This window comes from Vibrio sp. 10N.247.310.24 (genome assembly GCF_041467175.1).
Classification (GTDB): domain Bacteria; phylum Pseudomonadota; class Gammaproteobacteria; order Enterobacterales; family Vibrionaceae; genus Vibrio; species Vibrio tasmaniensis_A.
Window position 1 is genome coordinate 13,945 of record NZ_JBFSUD010000051.1, and the last position, 19,855, is coordinate 33,799.

The following is a 19,855-nucleotide window of genomic DNA, read 5'->3' on the forward strand; positions in this document are numbered from 1 at the left end:
CACTATTGATTTGTAAACAGTAGGAAGCCAACGTTGATGCGTTGGCTTTTTTGATCGTGCTTTGGAACAAGTCGTCTAACTTCTAACTCGTTACTGGAGACCGAGTTGCTCTTTTAAAGTCTTTAAATAACGACGACTGACAGGTACTTCAAAGCCAGTCAGCGTGATGATCTCCGCTAATCCATTTTCCAACAGTGTGATCTCTTGGATCGATTTTATGTTGATCAAATACTGTCGATGACAACGGATCAAATCGGTTTTTTCTTCCAAGATCTTTAGCGTTAACTGTGAGGTCGCCGTTTGTGAGGAGCTACGAACATGCACACCACTGATATCCGAATAAGCGCACTCGACCGTTTGGCTTGCCATGATCACAATGCGGTTATGGCCGATACACGGGATCTGCTCTAAACGGCATGGAGCAATGGCAGAGATGTCTTGCTCCGGCGCTTTGTGGTTCTGCTTGATGACCTTATTCAGACGACAAACACTCTTGTTTAATCGACAGGGTTCAACTGGCTTGAGTAGGTAATCAAAGGCGTTATCTTCAAAGGCTTGAATCGCATATTGGTCGTAGGCAGTGACGAATACCACGTAAGGCATGGTGTCTGGGTCAAGCATGCTTAACAGTTCAATTCCGGTAACCTGCGGCATTTGGATATCCAAATACACCACATCAGGCTTGAGCAGATTGATCTGTTTCAGTCCTTCGATCGCGTTACTTGCTTGGCCGATGATTTCCACTTCTCCTGTTTCGGTCAGTAGTTCAATCAGTTCTTCGCGAGCAAAAAGCTCATCATCGACAACTAATGCCTTTAACATCCTACAATCTTCATCTTGGTTCTATCCCTGCTTGGTTCACGCTTTTCTTTTAAATGTCAGCTTCTAAATGTTTCAACTCGGAGCGATTCGTCTCCGAAAATACCTTTATTTTAGTGTAGGTATGATAAAGCTCATTCGAGTGAATTGCTGTGGTTGAGATTCTATTTTTAGTGCTGAATCTTGTCCAAAGAAATTAGTGAGTCGTTTGTCAACAATTTCCATACCTAGTCCAACATGATCTTTCGATGGCTTTTGATAATTGCCCGCGTTGTCTTCAACGGTCAACTTAACCCCACCCTTGAAAGCCTCGCTATAGATCTTCACTTTGCCACCTTCCAGCATGTTAGAAATCCCATGTTTGATGGCATTTTCTACCAGCGGTTGTAGGGTAAAGCTTGGCAGCTGCGACTCATACAGTTGTGGGTCAATATCCCATTCCACTTCTAATCGATCGGTAAAGCGTGCTTTCTCTATGGTCAGGTAAGCGTTGACGTGTGCCAGTTCGTCTTTGAGCTTCACGGTGTTGATGTTCTGCTTTAGGTTGCTTCTAAAGAAGTGAGACAGGTGCTGAATCAACTCTCGAGCTTTATCTGGGTCACGACGTGTTACTGCGCTAATGGTGTTAAGCGCATTAAACAAGAAGTGTGGGTTCACCTGTGCATGCAGCAGTTTGATTTCCGCTTGGGTGAGCAGCGTTTGCTGTTGTTGATAATTACTAAACAGGATCTGGCTCGACAATAGCTGAGCGATACCTTCACCCATCGACATATTGATGGTTGAGAATAGTTTCAGCTTTGGCTCATACAGTTTGATGGTTCCGATGACTTCGTTTCCTGCTCTTAACGGGATAATTAGCGCGGAGCCTAGCTTACAATCTTGCGAAAGGGAGCATTGGTACGGATTCTCTTTGCCATCAAGGTAGATGATGTCGTTCTGTTCCATCGAAGTGAGCGTGCTCTGCGATGAAATCGGCGTGTTCGGAATATGGTGTTCATCACCAATGCCGATGAACGCGAGGATTTTTTCTCGGTCGGTGATCGCCACCGCACCAACGTTGGTCTCTTCGTAAATGATCCGCACGATTTTTTGTGCGTTATCGGAATTAAACCCACCATGCAGAATACCAACCGAACGTTCGGCGATGGTTAATGCGCGACGTGAGAAGGTCGCAGAGTATTTTTCGAAGATGGTTTTCCTGTCTTGGATGATGCTCATGAACAGCGCTGCACCCACAGAGTTGGCGATGATCATTGGCGCGGCAATATCGGATACTAGAGCGTAGGATTGCTCAAACGGTTTCGCGACCGCTAACAGAATTAGCATCTGAATAATCTCTGCAAACAGGGTTACCGAGAAAACCACCAATGGATTAAACAGCTGGCTGGCTTTGTTCTTTCTCACTAGGTAAACGTGCAGTAGGCCGCCAATTAAGCCTTCAGCAGTGGTTGAAATAGCACAAGCGAGGTCAGTGAAACCACCTAATGAGTAACGGTGAATACCGCCAGTAAAGCCGACCGCAAAGCCAACGACAGGGCCGCCAAATAGACCACCCATAACGGCACCCATCGCACGAGTGTTGGCGATGGCGTCATTAATCTGCAGTCCAAAATAGGTGCCCATAATACAAAACAGGGAAAACAGAACGTAGCAGCTTATCTTATGACTTAAGCGTGAAGAGATGCTCAACAAAGGGAGAATCAATGGAGTTTTACTTAGCATGTAAGCAATCACTAAGTAGACACAGGTTTGTTGCAGCAGAGAGAGAATGAGTTCCATATTTTCACCTATTGAGACGCTGGTTAAGTGTAAAGCTCATTGCGTGGTAACGGTAGCTTTGCTTGTGTTTTCGTTGGTTATATCCAGTGATGATTGCTTCTCAATGCTGAGATACAGTAAAGCCCATCACAGAGGACGGGCTTTAGTCTTAATTTCCACGAATCACTGGGTGATTACGGGAGCAAGCGAAGTGTGTTTGGCTTGTTCTTTTGTCTCTCTATGAAGACGTGTCTCTTGTTCTCAAGAGTCTGAAAGAACTAGGCGGTTTTGGTGACGCCTTTTGCTTCTTTTTCTTCTTCATCAGCAAGGTCGATATCGCCTTTGCCTTTTGAAATTTTGATAACGTAAGCCGCAATTCCGAATGCACTCACCACGCCGATGATGGTTGAAAGCTGCATTGGTAGACCAAAGCCCAGTTGGCTGTTGTTCAGGATGAATGTGATACACACAGATGTCATGAACATAGCTGGAACCGTTGTTACCCAGTGCAGTTTATTGTGACGAAGTAGGTAAGCCGAAGCTGTCCATAGCATCATGACTGCTGTTGATTGGTTAGCAAAACCGAAGTAGCGCCAGATGATGCCGAAGTCTACTTGAGTCAGGATACCACCGATAACGAACAGTGGTAGAGCCATCAGTAGGCGGTTACGCAGTGTCTTCTGTTCCATGTTGAAGTATTCAGCAAGGATAAGACGACTTGAACGGAACGCTGTATCACCAGAAGTGATAGGCAGGATAACCACGCCAAGGAAAGCAAGGATACCGCCAAATACACCCAGTAGGCCAAATGAAGCGCTGTATACCACGTTACCAGGGCCGCCGTTTGCAATCGCGTCAGATAGAGATTCAACTGAACCGAAGAATGACAGAGCAAGCGCACACCAGATTAGAGCGATGATGCCTTCACCAATCATTGCACCGTAGAATACGAAGCGGCCGTTTTTCTCGTTTTCCATGCAACGCGCCATTAGTGGAGACTGAGTTGCGTGGAAGCCAGAGATAGCACCACAAGCGATGGTGATAAATAGAGCAGGCCAAAGCGGTAGATCGTTAGGGTTCATGTTGGTGAACATGTCTTTCATCTCGAAGCCACCCATGATTTGGTGCTCGTCAGATAGACCAATCGCAGTGATTAGGCCAACAGACATAAAGATAAGCAGTGCACCGAACAGTGGGTAGAAGCGACCAATGATTTTATCGACAGGGACAATCGTTGCGATGATGTAGTAAGCAAAGATGATGACAACCATGGTGCTCGTAGACATTACGAAATCAGTTTGGTCGTTCACTAGGTTAGTGATCATACCTGCTGGAGCAGAAACGAATACCACACCAACAAGAAGCAGTAGAACAATGGCAAAGATGTTCATAAAGTGTTTTGCGCCATTGCCTAGGTAACGTCCAGTAATAGTTGGAACCGAAGCACCACCATTGCGGATAGATAACATACCTGAGAAGTAGTCGTGTACGGCACCTGCGAAGATACAACCTAGCACGATCCAAAGCATTGCTGCTGGGCCGTAAAGGGCACCCATGATAGGGCCGAAGATTGGACCTACACCTGCAATGTTAAGCAGTTGAACTAGGTAAACCTTTGGCGTCGACATTGGAACGAAGTCCACGCCGTCTTGCTTGGTGTGAGCGGGTGTTTGACGCTTTTCATTGATACCGAAAATCTTCTCGATAAAGGCACCGTAAATAAAGTAGCCACCAATGAGTGCTGCTACACAGGTAAGAAACCACATCATAATTTGTTATCCCTGAATGTATTAATTAAGTCAGGGTGTATATTAAAGGAGTGTATGAGAAGAAACTTCCGCTATGAGAGTGAGTGGTCGAATAGCTAATTAAGTGGTGTTATAACTGATTGAGCGGTTTGTTCTCTTGCTTAAGAGGACAATAACAGACAATGAGTGGACATCAGTACGTGTTCAGCGGAGAATCGCCACAAAGGCAGCGCTTCGTCAGGAAGTGGTGAAGTTACAATATAAAGGATTGAAATGAAAAAAATAATAGCACTATTCGCCGTGGCATTTAGCCTTGCAGGATGCAGCGCCAATGTTCAAGATTTAGCGGCCGAAGGCAATTGGCAAGAGATTGGCTATCGTGATGGTATTAAAGGGCACACTCAGCGTTCGTATTCAGAGATGACTGAGCTTGGCGCAGTCGATCAAGCGAGTTACACAGAAGGTTACCACCTAGGTGTGACTGAATACTGCAACCCAAACCATGCTTATCAAATTGGTTTATCTGGCCAGGTTTATGAAGGCGTTTGTTCAGGTACGGAAGACGCTCAACGTTTCCGTATGGAATGGCAGCGCGGCTGGGATGAGTTTTCTAACGACTACTAAGCTCAAGCTAGCGATTAGAAATTAAAAAGACCAGTGCCGTATGTGTACTGGTCTTTTTTTTGTAGCGAGAGTAACGCTCACAACAGAATCTAGATTACTGATTATTCTCGACTGCTTTTCTCAAGAAGCCATTTTGTTGATCAAGTTGAGCCTTGGCCAGTTCTAAATCTAGCCCTGTTAGAATCATCAAAATAGACAATTTCACATCGTAATCAGTCGTTTTTAGTGTTGATACCGCCAGTGCTTTCTCGCACTCCGTTGCTTGGATAACGATACGAGCAGCGCGGGCAACCAGTTTTTCGTTGGTCGCTTTTACGTCGACCATCAGGTTCTGATAGCTCTTACCAATACGAATCATGCTGGCAGTGGTGAGCATATTAAGCACCAGCTTTTGTGCTGTCCCTGATTTGAGTCGTGTTGAACCAGTCAATGCTTCTGGGCCAACCACTGGGCTAATTGCGATTTGAGCAATCTCAGCAATTGGAGAGCCTGGGTTACAAGACAGCGCAACCGTCACCGCACCAATCTGATTCGCATAGTTGAGCGCACCAATCACGTAAGGTGTACGGCCACTGGCTGCAATACCTACCACGACATCGTTTTCTGTAAATTGAATGGCTTTCAGGTCTTCAATACCGAGAGTCAGCGAATCTTCCGCTCCCTCTTTGGCTTTTAAAATCGCTTCTGGTCCGCCAGCGATTAAGCCGATAACCATTTTGTCTGAAACACCGAAAGTCGGAGGGCACTCTGAGGCATCTAATACACCTAATCGACCACTGGTGCCTGCACCCATATAGATCAGTCGGCCACCGTTTTGAAAGGCGTGAGCGATCTTGTCAACCGCTTTCGCGATCTGTGGTAATTCGGCTTCGATCGCCAGTGGTACCTGTTTGTCTTGTTGGTTAATCTTTTCAACCACTTCGAGAGAGGTGAGTAGATCAATATCCATAGTGTCAGGGTTTCTCCCCTCCGAAACGAGGTGCGAGAGCGCTGATATGAGAGCGTCGTTACTCATAATGATCCTTAAATGGTGATTCTAAAATGATGGTTCTAAAGTTGTTTAGTCAGCACGATAGAGAACGCCTAGAGAGGCCGCTCTGCTCGCGCCAGTCACTTCTGGTAAATTGCTTGGCAGTTGATGAACATGACGTTGAGCAAGCCACGCAAAGGCCATAGCTTCCATATAATCGGCATCAACGCCTTTACTGGTGGTTGACTCAACCTCCCAGCCAGGAAGCAGTTCAGACAGTCTCTTCATCAACAGTGGATTTCTCGTACCCCCGCCACACACATAGAGCGCAGGTTGGTTACCCAAGCGATAAGTCTCCACTTCATTCGCTATCGTCAATGCAGTGTATTCACAAAGTGTGTGCTGAACATCTTCTGCTGCAAGGTCTTTAAATTCTGTTAATTGTTGCTCTAACCACGGTAGATTAAATAGCTCCCTGCCAGTGCTTTTCGGCGGAATTTGAGATAGATAAGATTCATTTAATAACTGTTCGAGCAAGGCTTGATTGAGTTGACCTTTAAGTGCGAATTGCGCATCACGGTCAAACTTCTCACCCGTGTGCGTATCAACCCAAGCGTCCATCAACATATTGCCGGGGCCTGTATCATAACCAAGAGTAGGCTGATTCGGGCGCAGCACTGAAATATTCGAGATTCCACCAATGTTCAACACCACAACCGAGCTGTCTCGCGGGTGAAAAATCGTATGGTGAAACGCTGGTACTAATGGCGCACCTTGTCCGCCAAGCGCCATGTCTTTGCGTCTGAAGTCGGCAACCGTTTGAATCTGTGTTTTAGCGGCAATGATATTGGCGTCACCTAACTGCATGGTAAATGGCGAATTACCGGTTGGCTGGTGGAATACTGTTTGGCCATGGTTCCCAATCGCAGTCACAGAAGATGCAGGCGTATCTGACTTGTCGAGAAGTTGCAAAACCGCATCAGCAAATAGATGACCAAGCTGGTGGTCTAGTTCGCCAATCGCAATCAAATCCGTTTTCTGACCAATACAAACTTCAAGCAGACGCGCTTTGAGATCATCAGGCATTGGGAACTCATCATGAGCGAGCAATGTGATGCGCGAATCTTCAATCGACACTAAGGCGGTATCAACACCGTCCATACTCGTTCCCGACATCACACCGATATACAGTTCTTTACGATCCATTCCTAAGCTCTTGCACTGCATTCTTAAAGTCTTCCACAGATTGGTTTAAAAACATTGTAAAGCAAATTTAAAGAGAATAATCTCGGGAAGTTTATGAAATTAGGTTTAATAAGGGATAAATATGGGACCGTTGTGGGTAGATGTCGCGGGCTACGAACTGACAGCTGAAGACAGAGAAATTGTAGAGCACCCAACCGTTGGTGGTCTCATCTTATTCGCTCGAAACTACCACGATAGCAAACAGCTTTCGGCGTTAAATAAAGAGATCCGTAAGGTAGCGAAACGTCCTATTTTGATTGGCGTTGACCAAGAAGGCGGCCGAGTTCAGCGCTTTCGCGATGGCTTTTCAATTATCCCTGCCGCTCAAGAATTCGCGACTAAGAATAATGGTGAGCAGTTAGCAGAACAAGCCGGTTGGTTGATGGCGGCGGAATTGATTGCCCATGATATCGATCTGAGCTTTGCGCCTGTATTAGATAAAGGTCACGACTGTAAAGCGATTGGTAGTCGAGCGTTTGGTGAAGATATTGATACCATCGTTCGCCACAGCAGTGCTTTTATTAAAGGCATGAAATCGGTTGGAATGGCGACAACAGGGAAGCACTTCCCTGGACACGGTGGTGTGATTGCTGACTCGCACTTAGAAACGCCTTACGATCCTAGAGATGATATCTTTGAAACAGACATGGCCATTTTCAAGGCGCAAATTGAAGCCGGAATATTGGATGCCATGATGCCAGCACACGTGGTTTTCTCTCACTATGATGATCAACCAGCGAGCGGTTCACTGTATTGGCTGCAGAAAGTATTGAAGCAGCAGCTTGGATTCAAAGGCTTAGTTTTTTCTGACGACTTAACGATGGAAGGTGCGGCCATTATGGGCGGACCAGCAGACAGAGCGAAAGCAGCTTTGAATGCTGGCTGTGACATGGTGCTGATGTGTAATAAGCGAGATGCACAAATTGAGGCTCTTGATCATTTAGCGATTCAAGAGGTGCCTTTAGCCAACTCATTGCTTAAAAAGCACAGCTTTGATTTATCGACGCTTCACTCGGATAATCGATGGAAAGAGGCCTCAGAGCAAATTAAGCGAATGTTAAACGCTGGGTGATAAATAAACACTCTATAAGTTTGAAGAAGGCGATATGAGAAATATCGCCTTTTTTGTATGTGTGAGGTGCAGTTTAAGCTGGTTTGTGTATCAGAGTGAGTTAAAGAGGGTGTGTAAATTTTAATGTACAGTAAATGTTTTTTATTATTTACACTTGCAATCGTTTTTGTAGCTGTTATTGTGTTTTTAAAGATTGTCAGCCCAAATGGAAATGTTGGGTGTAAAAATAAATATACAGGTTGAGTTATGCAGAAAAGTGAATTAAGCAATGTCAATATCATCGACGAACAGGTACTGATTACTCCTGAGGAGTTAAAAGCAAAACTGCCTTTGAGTGATAATGCTCGTCGTTTCATTCAAGAGTCTCGTCAAACTATAGCAAACATTATTCATAAGAAAGATCATCGCATGCTTGTAGTATGTGGCCCATGTTCTATCCATGATATTGAAGCTGCGAAAGAATACGCGAAACGCTTAAAAGCTTTATCTGAGCAGCTTAGCGACCAACTGTATATTGTAATGCGTGTTTACTTTGAGAAGCCTCGTACTACTGTTGGTTGGAAAGGCTTGATCAATGACCCTCACCTAGATGGTACTTTCGATATTGAGCATGGTTTACATGTTGGTCGTGAGTTACTTGTTGAACTTGCTGAGATGGAAATCCCACTAGCGACGGAAGCGCTAGATCCAATCAGTCCGCAATACCTAGCAGATACATTCAGCTGGGCTGCAATCGGCGCTCGTACGACTGAATCACAAACCCACCGTGAAATGGCGAGTGGTCTTTCAATGCCAATCGGCTTTAAGAATGGTACGGATGGCAATCTAGGTACTGCAATCAATGCAATGCAGGCGGCTTCTTCTAGCCACCGTTTCATGGGTATCAGCCGTGAAGGTCAAGTCGCACTACTAACGACGCAAGGTAACCCAAATGGTCACGTAATTTTACGTGGCGGTAAGCAGACGAACTACGATTCAGTATCGGTACACGAATGTGAGCAAGAGCTGGATAAATCTGGCTTAGAGGCGGCACTAATGGTCGACTGTAGTCATGCGAACTCTCGTAAAGATTTCCGTCGTCAACCGCTGGTGGCTGAAGATGTCATCCATCAGATTCGTGAAGGTAATAAGTCGATTATCGGCCTGATGATTGAGAGCCATATTAACGAAGGAAACCAATCTTCAGATATACCTCTCAATGAGATGAAATACGGTGTATCTATTACCGACGCGTGTATCAATTGGGATTCAACTGAGGCACTATTGAAACATGCACATACGGAATTAGTCCCGTTCTTAGAGAACCGCTTGAAAGGTTAGTCAGAGTTTAAATTTAAGTGCCTCATCTAATGGGGCATTTTAAGATCTGTTGCTAACGAACCTGCATCAGTGCGGGCTTTTAGATTGGCACGGGCTTATAGATGAGTAAGGAATAAAATGGCCGTTGAACTGAACGAATTACGCGACCAAATCGATGCTGTCGATAAACAAATGTTGGATTTACTGGCTCAACGACTGGCTCTAGTGGAGAAAGTCGGTGAAGTAAAAAGTGAACATGGTTTACCTATTTATGTACCGGAACGTGAAGCCGCGATGTTGGCATCTCGTCGTCAAGAAGCCGAGAAAATAGGAGTACCACCGCAGTTAATCGAAGATATTTTACGTCGTACGATGCGTGAGTCTTATGCCAGTGAAAAAGATTCTGGTTTTAAGTGCCTTAACCCAGAGTTACGTTCAGTGGTTATCGTTGGTGGTAATGGTCAGCTTGGTGGTCTGTTTGGACGTATGTTCAAGCTTTCTGGTTACGAAGTGAAAATCCTTGGCAGCCAAGATTGGGACAAAGCCGATGAGATCTTAGATAATGCTGGCCTTGTGGTTGTAACGGTTCCAATTCACCTGACAGAAGGTGTGATTGCGAAGTTGGGTAACCTACCAAGCGATTGTATTCTTTGTGATTTGACGTCGATAAAATCAAAGCCTCTACAAGCTATGTTAGACATGCACCAAGGCCCTGTGGTTGGATTACACCCAATGTTTGGTCCTGATGTTCCAAGCCTTGCGAAACAAGTGATTGTTTACAGTGATGGGCGTAGTTCTGAAAGCTATCAATGGTTGCTGAATCAATTTGGTATTTGGGGCGCGAGCCTTTGCCAGATGGATGCTGCGGAACACGATCACGGCATGACTCTGATTCAAGCTCTTCGTCACTTCACTTCTTTTGCTTACGGCTTACACCTAAGTAAAGAGAACCCGAACATTGATCAGCTTCTGAAGTTAAGCTCGCCAATCTACCGACTTGAGATTGCGATGGTTGGTCGTCTGTTTGCTCAAGACCCGAACTTGTACGGTGATATCATTCTTTCTTCAGATGAGAACATTGAGATGATTCGACGTTTCCATAGTCGTTTCGGTGAAGCATTGGAAATCTTGGATGGGAAAGATAAAGCTAAATTCGTTGATAGCTTTAATCAAGTCAGTGATTGGTTTGGCGACTACTCGCAGCAGTTCTTGCAAGAGAGCCAAAGTCTTCTAAAACAAGCACATGACTCGATTCATCGTGGTTAATACGATTTGAAGTCATAAAAAAGAGCGACCATTTGGTCGCTCTTTTTGTTTGTGCTGAACGCTATGAAAGCATTTGGTCTACTGTAGGCTAAAAGCAATGAGATCATCATAGGCCAAATTAATATCCCTCAATAACCAATAACCAATAACCAATAACCAATAACCAATAACCAATAACTAGTTAGTCGTGATAGGTTTCTTACTATCTTCACTCGATACGGTGTCTATGGTCGAGCTAATGTAAGGCACGTTAGTCAGGTTGATCTGCAAGCGAACCACATTATCAATCAGTTGAACCAATGGACCCCACTTAACCTTTTTCTCTTTCTCGAACACGTAGTTGAAGTTCTCAGGTGTCCAATCCATCAAGTATTGAGGGTTCAATGAACGACCAAGAAAGCGTACCTCATAGTGCAAGTGTGGTCCGGTTGAGTTACCTGAGTTACCACAGCTCGCAATCACATCGCCTTTACTCACAAATTGACCGCTACGTACTTTGAACTTCTGTAGGTGCGCATAAGAGCTCATGAAACCGAATGAGTGACGCATAGTTATAAAGTTACCGAAGCCTTTCTTACTTGGGCGCACGGTTTCAATTACGCCATCAGCTGGCGCTACTATATCTTCACCACGCTTACACGTTAGGTCGATACCAGTATGAACGTGGCGTTTACCTGTTATAGGGTTAGAGCGACGACCATAAGAGGATGATATGCGTTGATAAGCCATAGGGCTGTCATTTGGAATTAAACGAAACATTGTGGCTCTGACTGCCGAATCTACTGCAGCTGCATCAATTCGGTCTTCTAAAGAGACGTCATCAGTCAGCGGCTCTTCATCGGTCAGGCCAAGCACTGATTCCACATCAAATACACGCTTACCAAGTAACTGAATAGTGCCTTCTTTCTCGGTTAATGCTTGAGACAGTGAGTGATTGGTTTCTACCTGCTCAGCGTAAAGAAAGTCGGTTTGTTCTTTTTCAACAATCAGTGTTTCAATCAATTGTTGTGCATCATCGGCTTGTAGGGCGAGTTCTTGCTTGCCCTCAAAGTGCATGTATGCAGCTCCGCCAATCAATAGAGGTACTGAAAAAATTGCGCTAGTACATAGTAATACGGCTTTTCGACCGAAATAAAACGTCTGATCCCCTTGGGTTAAGGGGATTGTAATGGAAACTTTCTTAGACATGGTTCTGTATTAACTAAATGCTTTTAATAGAAAAAGGGGAATGGAGACGTCACTCACTACCTAAATCGGTAAGGTGTTCAATCTCTCTATAAAGCAGTTCATCGTCGCCAACGTTAAGTTCCACAAGGCGCTTAAGGTGGCTGATACTATCAATATCTAAATGCTCTATACGTAAACGCATTGAGGTATTGATGGTCGAGACTATCGTTGCTTCTAACTGAATATTGATATCACTGTTTTCGAGCTTAAAGCTGACTTGAACAGGAATGTCAGCTCTGAGTTGCTGTAATTTATCGCACTGAATGAGTAGGCCATGAAGAGATAAGTCTTGTACTGAGCCTGATACATTTACGTTCCCTTGTGATATATCAGTCGGGGTTTGATAAACAACTCGTGAAAATTGACGTCTTTCAATCATAACTAATCTCTCTATATCAATACGTAACATATAACCAGATATATCAAAGGCCGCTATTATCGCGGCCTTTGTTCAAAATACAAGCTTATTTACTTTGCAATACGTTTGTATTTGATGCGGTGAGGTTCTGCCGCTTGTGCACCTAGAGTCTTTTTCAGCCACTCTGTATATTCAGTATAGTTACCTTCGTAGAAGTTAACTTGACCTTCATCACGGTAGTCTAAGATATGGGTCGCAATACGGTCAAGGAACCAACGGTCATGCGAGATAACCATTGCACAGCCAGGGAACTCAAGTAGTGCTTCTTCAAGAGCTCGTAGTGTCTCAACATCAAGGTCATTGGTTGGTTCATCGAGTAGCAGTACGTTACCGCCCGCTTTTAGCAGTTTCGCTAGGTGAACACGGTTGCGTTCACCACCAGAAAGCTGACCGATGATCTTTTGTTGGTCGTTGCCTTTGAAGTTGAAACGAGAGCAGTATGCACGAGCAGGGATTTCGAAGTTGTTGATCTTAATGATATCAGCGCCTTCAGAGATCTCTTGGAATACTGTTTTTGTGTCGTCCATGCTGTCACGGAACTGATCAACAGAAGCAAGCTTAACCGTTTCGCCAAGTTCAACTGTGCCTGAATCTGGCTGTTCTGCGCCACTTAGCATCTTGAATAGTGTTGATTTACCCGCGCCATTGGCACCAACGATACCAACGATAGCGCCTTTAGGCATGCTGAATGATAGGTCATCGATAAGAACGCGATCACCAAATGACTTAGTTAGGTTCTTAACTTCAAGTACCTTGTCACCTAAACGCTCACCTGGTGGGATGAACAATTCGTTGGTTTCGTTACGCTTCTGGTATTGGCCAGTCGTCATTTCTTCAAAACGAGCCATACGAGCTTTAGACTTAGCTTGACGACCTTTAGGGTTTTGACGAACCCATTCAAGTTCTTTCTCAATCGTTTTTTGACGTGCGCTTTCGCCAGCTTTTTCTTGCTTCAAACGCTCATCTTTCTGTTCTAGCCAAGATGTGTAGTTACCTTCCCATGGGATACCTTCACCACGGTCAAGTTCTAGAATCCAACCTGCAGCGTTGTCTAGGAAGTAACGGTCGTGGGTAATCGCCACAACAGTACCGCTGTAATCAACAAGGAAATGCTCAAGCCAAGCCACTGATTCTGCATCCAAGTGGTTGGTTGGTTCATCAAGAAGCAGCATGTCTGGCTTCTCAAGAAGTAGACGACAGATAGCAACACGACGACGTTCACCACCTGATAGGAATTCGATTTTCGCATCCCACTCAGGAAGACGAAGTGCATCTGCAGCTCGCTCTAGAGCTGTCTCTAGGTTATGACCATCTTTTGCTTGGATCAGTGCTTCAAGCTCACCTTGCTCTTTCGCTAATGCATCGAAATCTGCATCAGGTTCTGCGTAAGCGGCATATACTGCGTCGATGCGCTTAAGTGCGTCAGCAACATCTGAAACCGCTTCTTCTACGATTTCACGAACGGTTTTTGATTCGTCTAGTACAGGTTCTTGAGGTAGGTAACCTACTTTTAGACCTTGTTGTGCACGTGCTTCACCATCAATATCAGTATCAATACCAGCCATGATACGTAGTAGGGTAGATTTACCTGAACCATTTAGACCCAAAACACCGATTTTAGCGCCAGGAAAAAAGCTAAGAGAAATGTCTTTAAGAATTTGACGCTTAGGTGGAACAGTTTTGCTCACCCGAGACATGGTATATACGTATTCAGCCATTGCCGATCGATCCTAATTATTGTTCAAAATTGTTTGCTATTTTATACCAATATCCTCAAAGATGTTACTCCTAGGACAGAAAAGCCATTCTTGAACTAATCCTCACCTATTATTGTCACATTGGTCATTAAAACTATATTTAATAAGCTTTCGAGGCGATGTGTTAAATATTAACAATATTTACACTCAAACTCTTTACATTTGATGTGATGTCGGGCGTAAATAGACTTCACGTATTCATACACGCACTAAGGAAAGAGCGAATGTTTTTCCGCATTGGTAATACGAAAATTGCTGTCGCTGCATCGGCAATTTTGTTTTCATTTTCACAGGCTCCAATGGCTATGGCCAGCAATGCTTCCGAGCTTGAAATGCAGCGTGATGTTTATGACAGAGCGCAAGAGGTTTTAGACAACCGTGATCTAAAAGCTTATTCAGCACTTCGTAACAAAATTCAAACATACCCGTTAACACCTTACACTGACTATCGCGCCTTTTTACTGGGCTTAGGTGATCGAACGCCAAGCGAGGTGGATGCTTTTATTGAAGAGAACAAAGCCCTACCATTTTCGAATCGTATGCGTGCGCCTTATTTAGATTTATTGGCGGCTCAAAAACAGTGGAAGACGATCCTTGAGTTTCAAACCAAAGAGCCTGTTGGTGAAAAATATCAATGTATCTACTACCGTGCGAATTATGAGCAAGGAAAAAAAGAGCTCGCCTTCAAAGGTGCGAAGCAGCTTTGGTTGAGTGGCAGTGGTGTCGATGATAGCTGTGATCCGCTCTTCGAAAGTTGGGATGAAGCGGGTTTAAGAACGGATGAGCTGATATTACAGCGAATGCTATTGGCGTTTGATAAACGAAACGGCAAGTTAATGACCTATCTGATGAAGCAATTGGATCATGATGAGTCAATTGCTCAAGCTAAGCAGATGAAGGCGTTGTACAACAAGCCTGAAGATGTACTCGCGTTTGCTAAGAAGCACCCAGCGAATGAATTCTACCAAGCACAAACCGAATTTGGTTTCGAGAAGCTAGTCAGGAAATCCGCAAGCAGCGCTCAAGAGGTTTTTGATGATGTTGTGAAAGCTCAAAAATTTTCGAAAGAAAAATCCCAAGAGTTCGCGGATTACCTAGCGTTCCGCTTGATCAATACCGACTCTGAAGAGTTGATGGCGTGGCGAGACAAAATGCTCGCGAGTTCATCAAAGCAAGTTTTGCTGGAAAGACGTGCTCGCTTAGCTATTCAACATGCCGATTGGACGGGTTTGAAAGAGTGGATTGCGCGCTTAGATGGTAAACATCAAGCTTCGCTTCGCTGGCAGTATTGGCAGGGTAGAGCTGAGATTGCGCTAGGCGATACTGCTGAAGGTAATAAGCGATTGTCAGACATTTTGGGTCAGCGTAATTTCTACAGTGTGGCTGCCGCTAAGCAATTAAATAAGCCAGTTAGCTATCCAACGTCGACCCTTAAATACAGTGCAGAAATGGTGAAACCATTCGACACTTCCTTAGTTCGCATCGGTGAGCTGATTGAGCGAGATAAAATAGCGGCAGCAAAGAGTGAGTGGCGCTGGTTGTTAAGTCATGCAGATAAAGAGCAAAAAGCGATGCTTGCTGCCCATGCTGCGACACAGCGATGGAATCACTTTACGGTAACGGCGAGTATTTCTGCGAAGATGTGGGATAACATTGCGTTACGTTTCCCTGTCGCTCATAAGTGGTGGTTTAATTTCTATGCCGAGAAGCACGATCTCGATCCAATTACTTTGATGTCTTTAGCAAGACAAGAGAGTGCGATGGATTCAGAGGCTCGCTCTCCAGTTGGCGCGCGTGGCATCATGCAAATTATGCCAAAGACGGCGCAATACACGGCTAACAAACATAAGATTAAGTACCAGGGCAGCGATGATCTTTATGATGTAGGTAAGAATATTGAGATAGGCAGTCATTATTTAGATGGTCTACTCGCTCAATATGATGATAACCGCATCTTCGCATTTGCCGCGTATAATGCTGGGCCTAGTCGTGTGAAACAGTGGCGATCACGCAGCGATGAAAAGCTCGATGCATTTGCTTTTATCGAGATGATCCCATTCAAAGAGACTCGTGGTTATGTTCAGAATATCTTGATGTTTGAGACTTACTATCGAGATATCCTGGGTGAGAAAGGGACGTTTTTAGCACCTCACGAGGCAAAAACGAAATATTAAGCTTTCTGCATTTCTCTCCAAGCTGAGTAATATTAAAGGCAGTGAGTGCGAACCATTTCCACTTACTGCCTTTTTACATTGGATCACATCAAGTGTTTCGGTATAAAGTGTTCGACGCTTTCAATCGTTAAGCGACTCTTTAAAGTCAGAATTTAAAAGTAAGTGTAGAGATATGGCATCACAACCTGAATATGAGAATTGGCAACAACTGATGGACTTGGTAAAGACGTCTGTCGAAAAAGATCAACATGAACTATTGTTGACCATGATGATGACACTAGACGAGCGAGATGCTTTGGTTGCTCGAATTAATATCTTTTGTGAGCTGATGAAAGGTGAGATGTCTCAACGACAGGTTAGCCAAATGCTGGGAGTAGGCGTCGCGACGATAACCAGAGGCTCAAATGAGCTAAAGGCCAAATCTGAACAAGAGAAAGCCGTGATCGCCGACCTTTTGCTCAAACAATAACAGAGTTAAGCAACCTCTGAGTAGTGTGTCTATTAATTCGATAAAAACGCTAACTGAATGTTAGCGTTTTTTAATTCTGGTGATTGTTCTCTGAGGCTTTCGAAGTTTAGCGAAGATCTAGATAGGAAAGTGCTCTGGATTCACAAATGGGATCAGCGCTAAAATTAAAGCCTGATGATAGACAGAGCTGCGTGTTAGTTGGTTATGCGTTAGTAGGCCAATCGCACCGCCTTTTTGTTTGATATTATCGGTGCCAAACACTTCATCCATCACATCCCCTAGCTCGTTCGCATGCTCTAACTTTTCAAGCACTGCAGGTGGCAACATCAAACTTGCTGAACGCGATTCTCCACGTAGGCCATTTGCTTCGATCACCATCCATGCAAAGGTAACGTTTTTTTCTATTCCAGCTTCTAATCCCACATAAAAATCTGCATTAGGCTGAGCTTGGATCGTGTTGTAAACACGATTTACCGCACCTTGATAGGTTTCGTCGTTGCTCATGGGTTGATCGGCGACGCCACTAGGGACACTGATGCCTTTGAAATCAAATTCAGTATCAGGAAAAGCCGATAAGAATGCACTTTTAACGGCGCTAATTTTAGCTGGATTCAGCGATGCGATGATTACAGATTTCATGTGGTTGATTCTTTTTATTATCGATAAAATTGAGTTGATGCTGTCGGTACCATTCCGTCAGCTCTTCTAATGGCATAGGCTTACCAAAATAATAGCCTTGCAGCATATCGCACTGCGCATCTTGTAACCACTGATGCATGCATTGAGTTTCAATCCCTTCGGCTGTGACCTTTTTCCCTTGAGCATGGCATAGCCCGATAATGGGTTTCACTATGTTCTGGTTATCTGTCTCAATCAAGGTGTCCAAAAAGGTTTTATCCAATTTAATCTTCTGAGTTGGATATTGAACCAGTTGAGTGATCGAGGTGTAACCAGAACCAAAGTCGTCGATTGCTAATCTATAGCCCATGTATGATAACTGGTTAAGTAATGGGAACCCCTGAGAGTTTGAGTAAAAGGTTTCTGTGATTTCAAAATCGATCAAATTGGGCGGGATTTGATTGATTTTTGCATGCTCTTTGATGAAATCAGCAAGGTGAGTGGTTTTAATCCCGGCTGAAGATAAGTTAATCGATAGCTGAATAGAGTGATCGAATTGAGCTTGAAGTTGATGGAATGAAGCAAATGCATTCTGGATCACCCAGCGATCAATTATTTCAAATAATCCGGTTTGTTCGGCGATAGGAATGAATTCATCGGGTGGCACCAAACCAAGGTGTTTCGAGTGCCAACGTAATAGCACCTCTACACCAATAATATAGCTTCCTGTTGAGTCCATATAAGGCATGTAAACGAGCTTAAACTCTTCATCAAAATTATTTTCTCTGAGGGCGCTCTCAATACTGGCTTGACGCTGAATGGTTTTATCTAAGTCTAACGAGTAATCTGCGAATTGGTTTTTACCTGCACGTTTGGCTTGATACATCGCGGTATCAGCATTCGAAAGAAGCTTCTCGATTGTATCGCCATCATTAGGGTGGGTCGCAATACCAATACTGACCGTAATCGGGAAATTACCTGACTCGGTGACAAACCCCTTTTGTAGTGGGGTGAGTAAATCATTCGAAAATCGATGTGCGATATTTTCTTGGTGATTTGGAGCATTAAGGTATACAACGAACTCGTCCCCAGAAAGTCGGGCTGGCAGACAGTGGGCATTTAATTCTGTTTTGTAGTGGTTACAAATATTGGAGATACGCTGAGCAAAACTGACGAGAATCGAGTCGCCGATTTGGTGTCCGTATTTGTCGTTCACAAATTTGAAGTTATCTAAATCAAAGTAGAGAACCCAGGTTTCGGTGTTCGAGCTAGGTTTTGACAACGACTGCTGCACGAAGGTTTGAAACTGGTGCCTATTGGCTATTTGGGTCAACTGATCATTTTCTGCCAACAACTTAGTCTGTTGGTACGTGTCATCCAACTCTTGGTACATATCATAAAAGCGTTGGGATAAGCGCCCCAACTCATCATTTGTTCCTAGGCGCTCAATGTTTTTTCTCAACCTCTTGAAGCTGCCTATCTAAACGGGTGATCGGGTTTATCACCCAGCGAGATAGCAGGATCAGCAGTAAGGTAACACTGACAAATGCAGATAGGGCAAAGGATAGGCTCAGTTCATTCCAGATAGATTTGAGTTTGTTGTCTAATAAGAATGGTGCAGGATCGAGCGTGGCGTAGAGGCCAGGTGCTAGCTTTATAGATTGTGTTAACTCACGCCCCTGTGTCACTAACGTAGGGGTAAAAAACAAACTAGTTTGATAGTCGAACTCTATCTGTTTTCGTAGTGAATTAAACTTATCAAGAGAGACAGATACAACCACAAAAAACACATTGTTGGGTGGATCGTTTATTGGTGTCGAAACTGCTTTTTTATCAATAACATCATAATGAACTAATACCCCTTCACCTTGGGAATTCTGTATGTAGTCCGTACTCGAAGTTGCTAACGTTTTTTGATATTGATGCTCAATGAACTCTAATATCTTGGGATCCATTTTTGCGAAAGGATCATTGGTATTGTCAGCGTAATATTTAAGAGCTCGATCGCTATCAAGCAACGCGACCCTTGTAAAACTGTCGTTACCATCTTGCAGTAACTTAATCGTTTCGTTTAGGTTATCAGTCAGTTCACGTTGGTGGTCGACATTTTCATCAACCATAAAATAACGCTTAACCAGGTCACTATTGGTGAGGGTGTAGGAGTAATTGTTGAGGAAAGAACGAGACTGTTGAAAATAGCCTGCTAATTTTTCCATGCTTAATTGCAGTGCATTGTCTTCACGTTTGATAAAGCTGCTTTTTTGTGTGGAATAGATGATATAGCTAGAAGCCGCTGTACTGATCAGTATTACGGGGGCAATCACAAGTAATATTTTATACCAATTCCATTAATTAACTTACCAATCGAGTCCAATCTCTAAAGCAGAGGGA

The 19,855-nt window shown here is 44.1% G+C and carries 15 protein-coding genes and 1 pseudogene; 6 read left to right on the top strand and 10 right to left on the bottom strand.

Features of this window, described 5'->3' with window-relative positions; translation table 11 throughout:
• Window positions 1–90: 90 nt before the first annotated feature.
• The 3 genes from btsR to AB6E08_RS15605 form a co-directional block, all read right to left on the bottom strand.
• On the bottom strand, window positions 91–822 hold the full coding sequence (btsR, locus tag AB6E08_RS15595; protein ID WP_372066737.1) for a two-component system response regulator BtsR: 732 nt from the start codon (window positions 820–822) through the stop codon (window positions 91–93).
• A gap of 105 nt (window positions 823–927) precedes the next feature.
• Entirely contained in the window at window positions 928–2,598 is a 1,671-nt protein-coding gene (locus AB6E08_RS15600; protein WP_017100495.1) for a sensor histidine kinase, read from the bottom strand.
• A gap of 257 nt (window positions 2,599–2,855) precedes the next feature.
• Complete coding sequence (locus tag AB6E08_RS15605; RefSeq protein ID WP_017100671.1) at window positions 2,856–4,346, bottom strand: carbon starvation protein A; 1,491 nt, start codon at window positions 4,344–4,346, stop codon at window positions 2,856–2,858.
• A gap of 252 nt (window positions 4,347–4,598) precedes the next feature.
• On the opposite strand from AB6E08_RS15605, the gene AB6E08_RS15610 reads away from it, so the two are divergent.
• Window positions 4,599–4,949, top strand: a complete 351-nt coding sequence (locus AB6E08_RS15610) for a DUF2799 domain-containing protein (protein ID WP_017098352.1) — start codon at window positions 4,599–4,601, stop codon at window positions 4,947–4,949.
• A gap of 94 nt (window positions 4,950–5,043) precedes the next feature.
• Here AB6E08_RS15610 and murQ read toward each other — a convergent pair whose 3' ends face one another.
• The gene (gene murQ / locus AB6E08_RS15615; protein ID WP_017100673.1) at window positions 5,044–5,964 is read right to left on the bottom strand and encodes an N-acetylmuramic acid 6-phosphate etherase; all 921 of its coding nucleotides are present in this window, start codon (window positions 5,962–5,964) and stop codon (window positions 5,044–5,046) included.
• A 45-nt stretch (window positions 5,965–6,009) separates the two neighbouring features.
• Window positions 6,010–7,125 carry an anhydro-N-acetylmuramic acid kinase gene (locus tag AB6E08_RS15620; protein ID WP_029225446.1) on the bottom strand — a complete coding sequence of 372 codons (1,116 nt, stop codon included), beginning with the start codon at window positions 7,123–7,125 and terminating at the stop codon, window positions 6,010–6,012.
• A gap of 121 nt (window positions 7,126–7,246) precedes the next feature.
• Here AB6E08_RS15620 and nagZ point away from each other — a divergent pair, with 121 nt between their 5' ends.
• The 3 genes from nagZ (at window position 7,247) to tyrA (ending at window position 10,801) form a co-directional block, all read left to right on the top strand.
• On the top strand, window positions 7,247–8,236 hold the full coding sequence (gene nagZ, locus AB6E08_RS15625) for a beta-N-acetylhexosaminidase (RefSeq protein ID WP_372066731.1): 990 nt from the start codon (window positions 7,247–7,249) through the stop codon (window positions 8,234–8,236).
• Window positions 8,237–8,482: 246 nt separating this feature from the next.
• Window positions 8,483–9,556 carry a 3-deoxy-7-phosphoheptulonate synthase gene (locus AB6E08_RS15630; RefSeq protein ID WP_135444408.1) on the top strand — a complete coding sequence of 358 codons (1,074 nt, stop codon included), beginning with the start codon at window positions 8,483–8,485 and terminating at the stop codon, window positions 9,554–9,556.
• A gap of 117 nt (window positions 9,557–9,673) precedes the next feature.
• Window positions 9,674–10,801, top strand: coding sequence for a bifunctional chorismate mutase/prephenate dehydrogenase (tyrA, locus tag AB6E08_RS15635; RefSeq protein ID WP_009848456.1), 1,128 nt, complete (start codon window positions 9,674–9,676; stop codon window positions 10,799–10,801).
• 177 nt (window positions 10,802–10,978) lie between these two features.
• Here the strand turns inward: tyrA and AB6E08_RS15640 are convergent, their stop codons facing one another.
• The 3 genes from AB6E08_RS15640 to ettA form a co-directional block, all read right to left on the bottom strand.
• Window positions 10,979–11,989: a M23 family metallopeptidase gene (locus tag AB6E08_RS15640; RefSeq protein ID WP_135444404.1), complete on the bottom strand. Its 1,011-nt coding sequence runs from the start codon at window positions 11,987–11,989 to the stop codon at window positions 10,979–10,981.
• A gap of 49 nt (window positions 11,990–12,038) precedes the next feature.
• Window positions 12,039–12,407 (bottom strand): PilZ domain-containing protein, encoded by a 369-nt coding sequence (locus AB6E08_RS15645; RefSeq protein ID WP_269335599.1) that lies wholly within the window; start codon window positions 12,405–12,407, stop codon window positions 12,039–12,041.
• Window positions 12,408–12,496: 89 nt separating this feature from the next.
• Window positions 12,497–14,164: an energy-dependent translational throttle protein EttA gene (ettA, locus tag AB6E08_RS15650; RefSeq protein WP_009848459.1), complete on the bottom strand. Its 1,668-nt coding sequence runs from the start codon at window positions 14,162–14,164 to the stop codon at window positions 12,497–12,499.
• A gap of 263 nt (window positions 14,165–14,427) precedes the next feature.
• Here ettA and AB6E08_RS15655 point away from each other — a divergent pair, with 263 nt between their 5' ends.
• Together AB6E08_RS15655 and trpR are read left to right on the top strand one after the other, a co-directional pair.
• The gene (locus tag AB6E08_RS15655) at window positions 14,428–16,377 is read left to right on the top strand and encodes a transglycosylase SLT domain-containing protein (protein WP_371708233.1); all 1,950 of its coding nucleotides are present in this window, start codon (window positions 14,428–14,430) and stop codon (window positions 16,375–16,377) included.
• 172 nt (window positions 16,378–16,549) lie between these two features.
• A complete protein-coding gene (gene trpR / locus AB6E08_RS15660) occupies window positions 16,550–16,846 on the top strand; it encodes a trp operon repressor (RefSeq protein ID WP_372066724.1) in 297 nt (98 codons plus the stop codon).
• 117 nt (window positions 16,847–16,963) lie between these two features.
• Here trpR and yjjX read toward each other — a convergent pair whose 3' ends face one another.
• Complete coding sequence (gene yjjX, locus AB6E08_RS15665; RefSeq protein ID WP_009848462.1) at window positions 16,964–17,485, bottom strand: inosine/xanthosine triphosphatase; 522 nt, start codon at window positions 17,483–17,485, stop codon at window positions 16,964–16,966.
• A pseudogene (locus tag AB6E08_RS15670) lies at window positions 17,448–19,680 on the bottom strand (putative bifunctional diguanylate cyclase/phosphodiesterase). The gene yjjX and the pseudogene AB6E08_RS15670 overlap by 38 nt, the downstream one beginning before the upstream one ends.
• Window positions 19,681–19,855 lie beyond the last annotated feature (175 nt).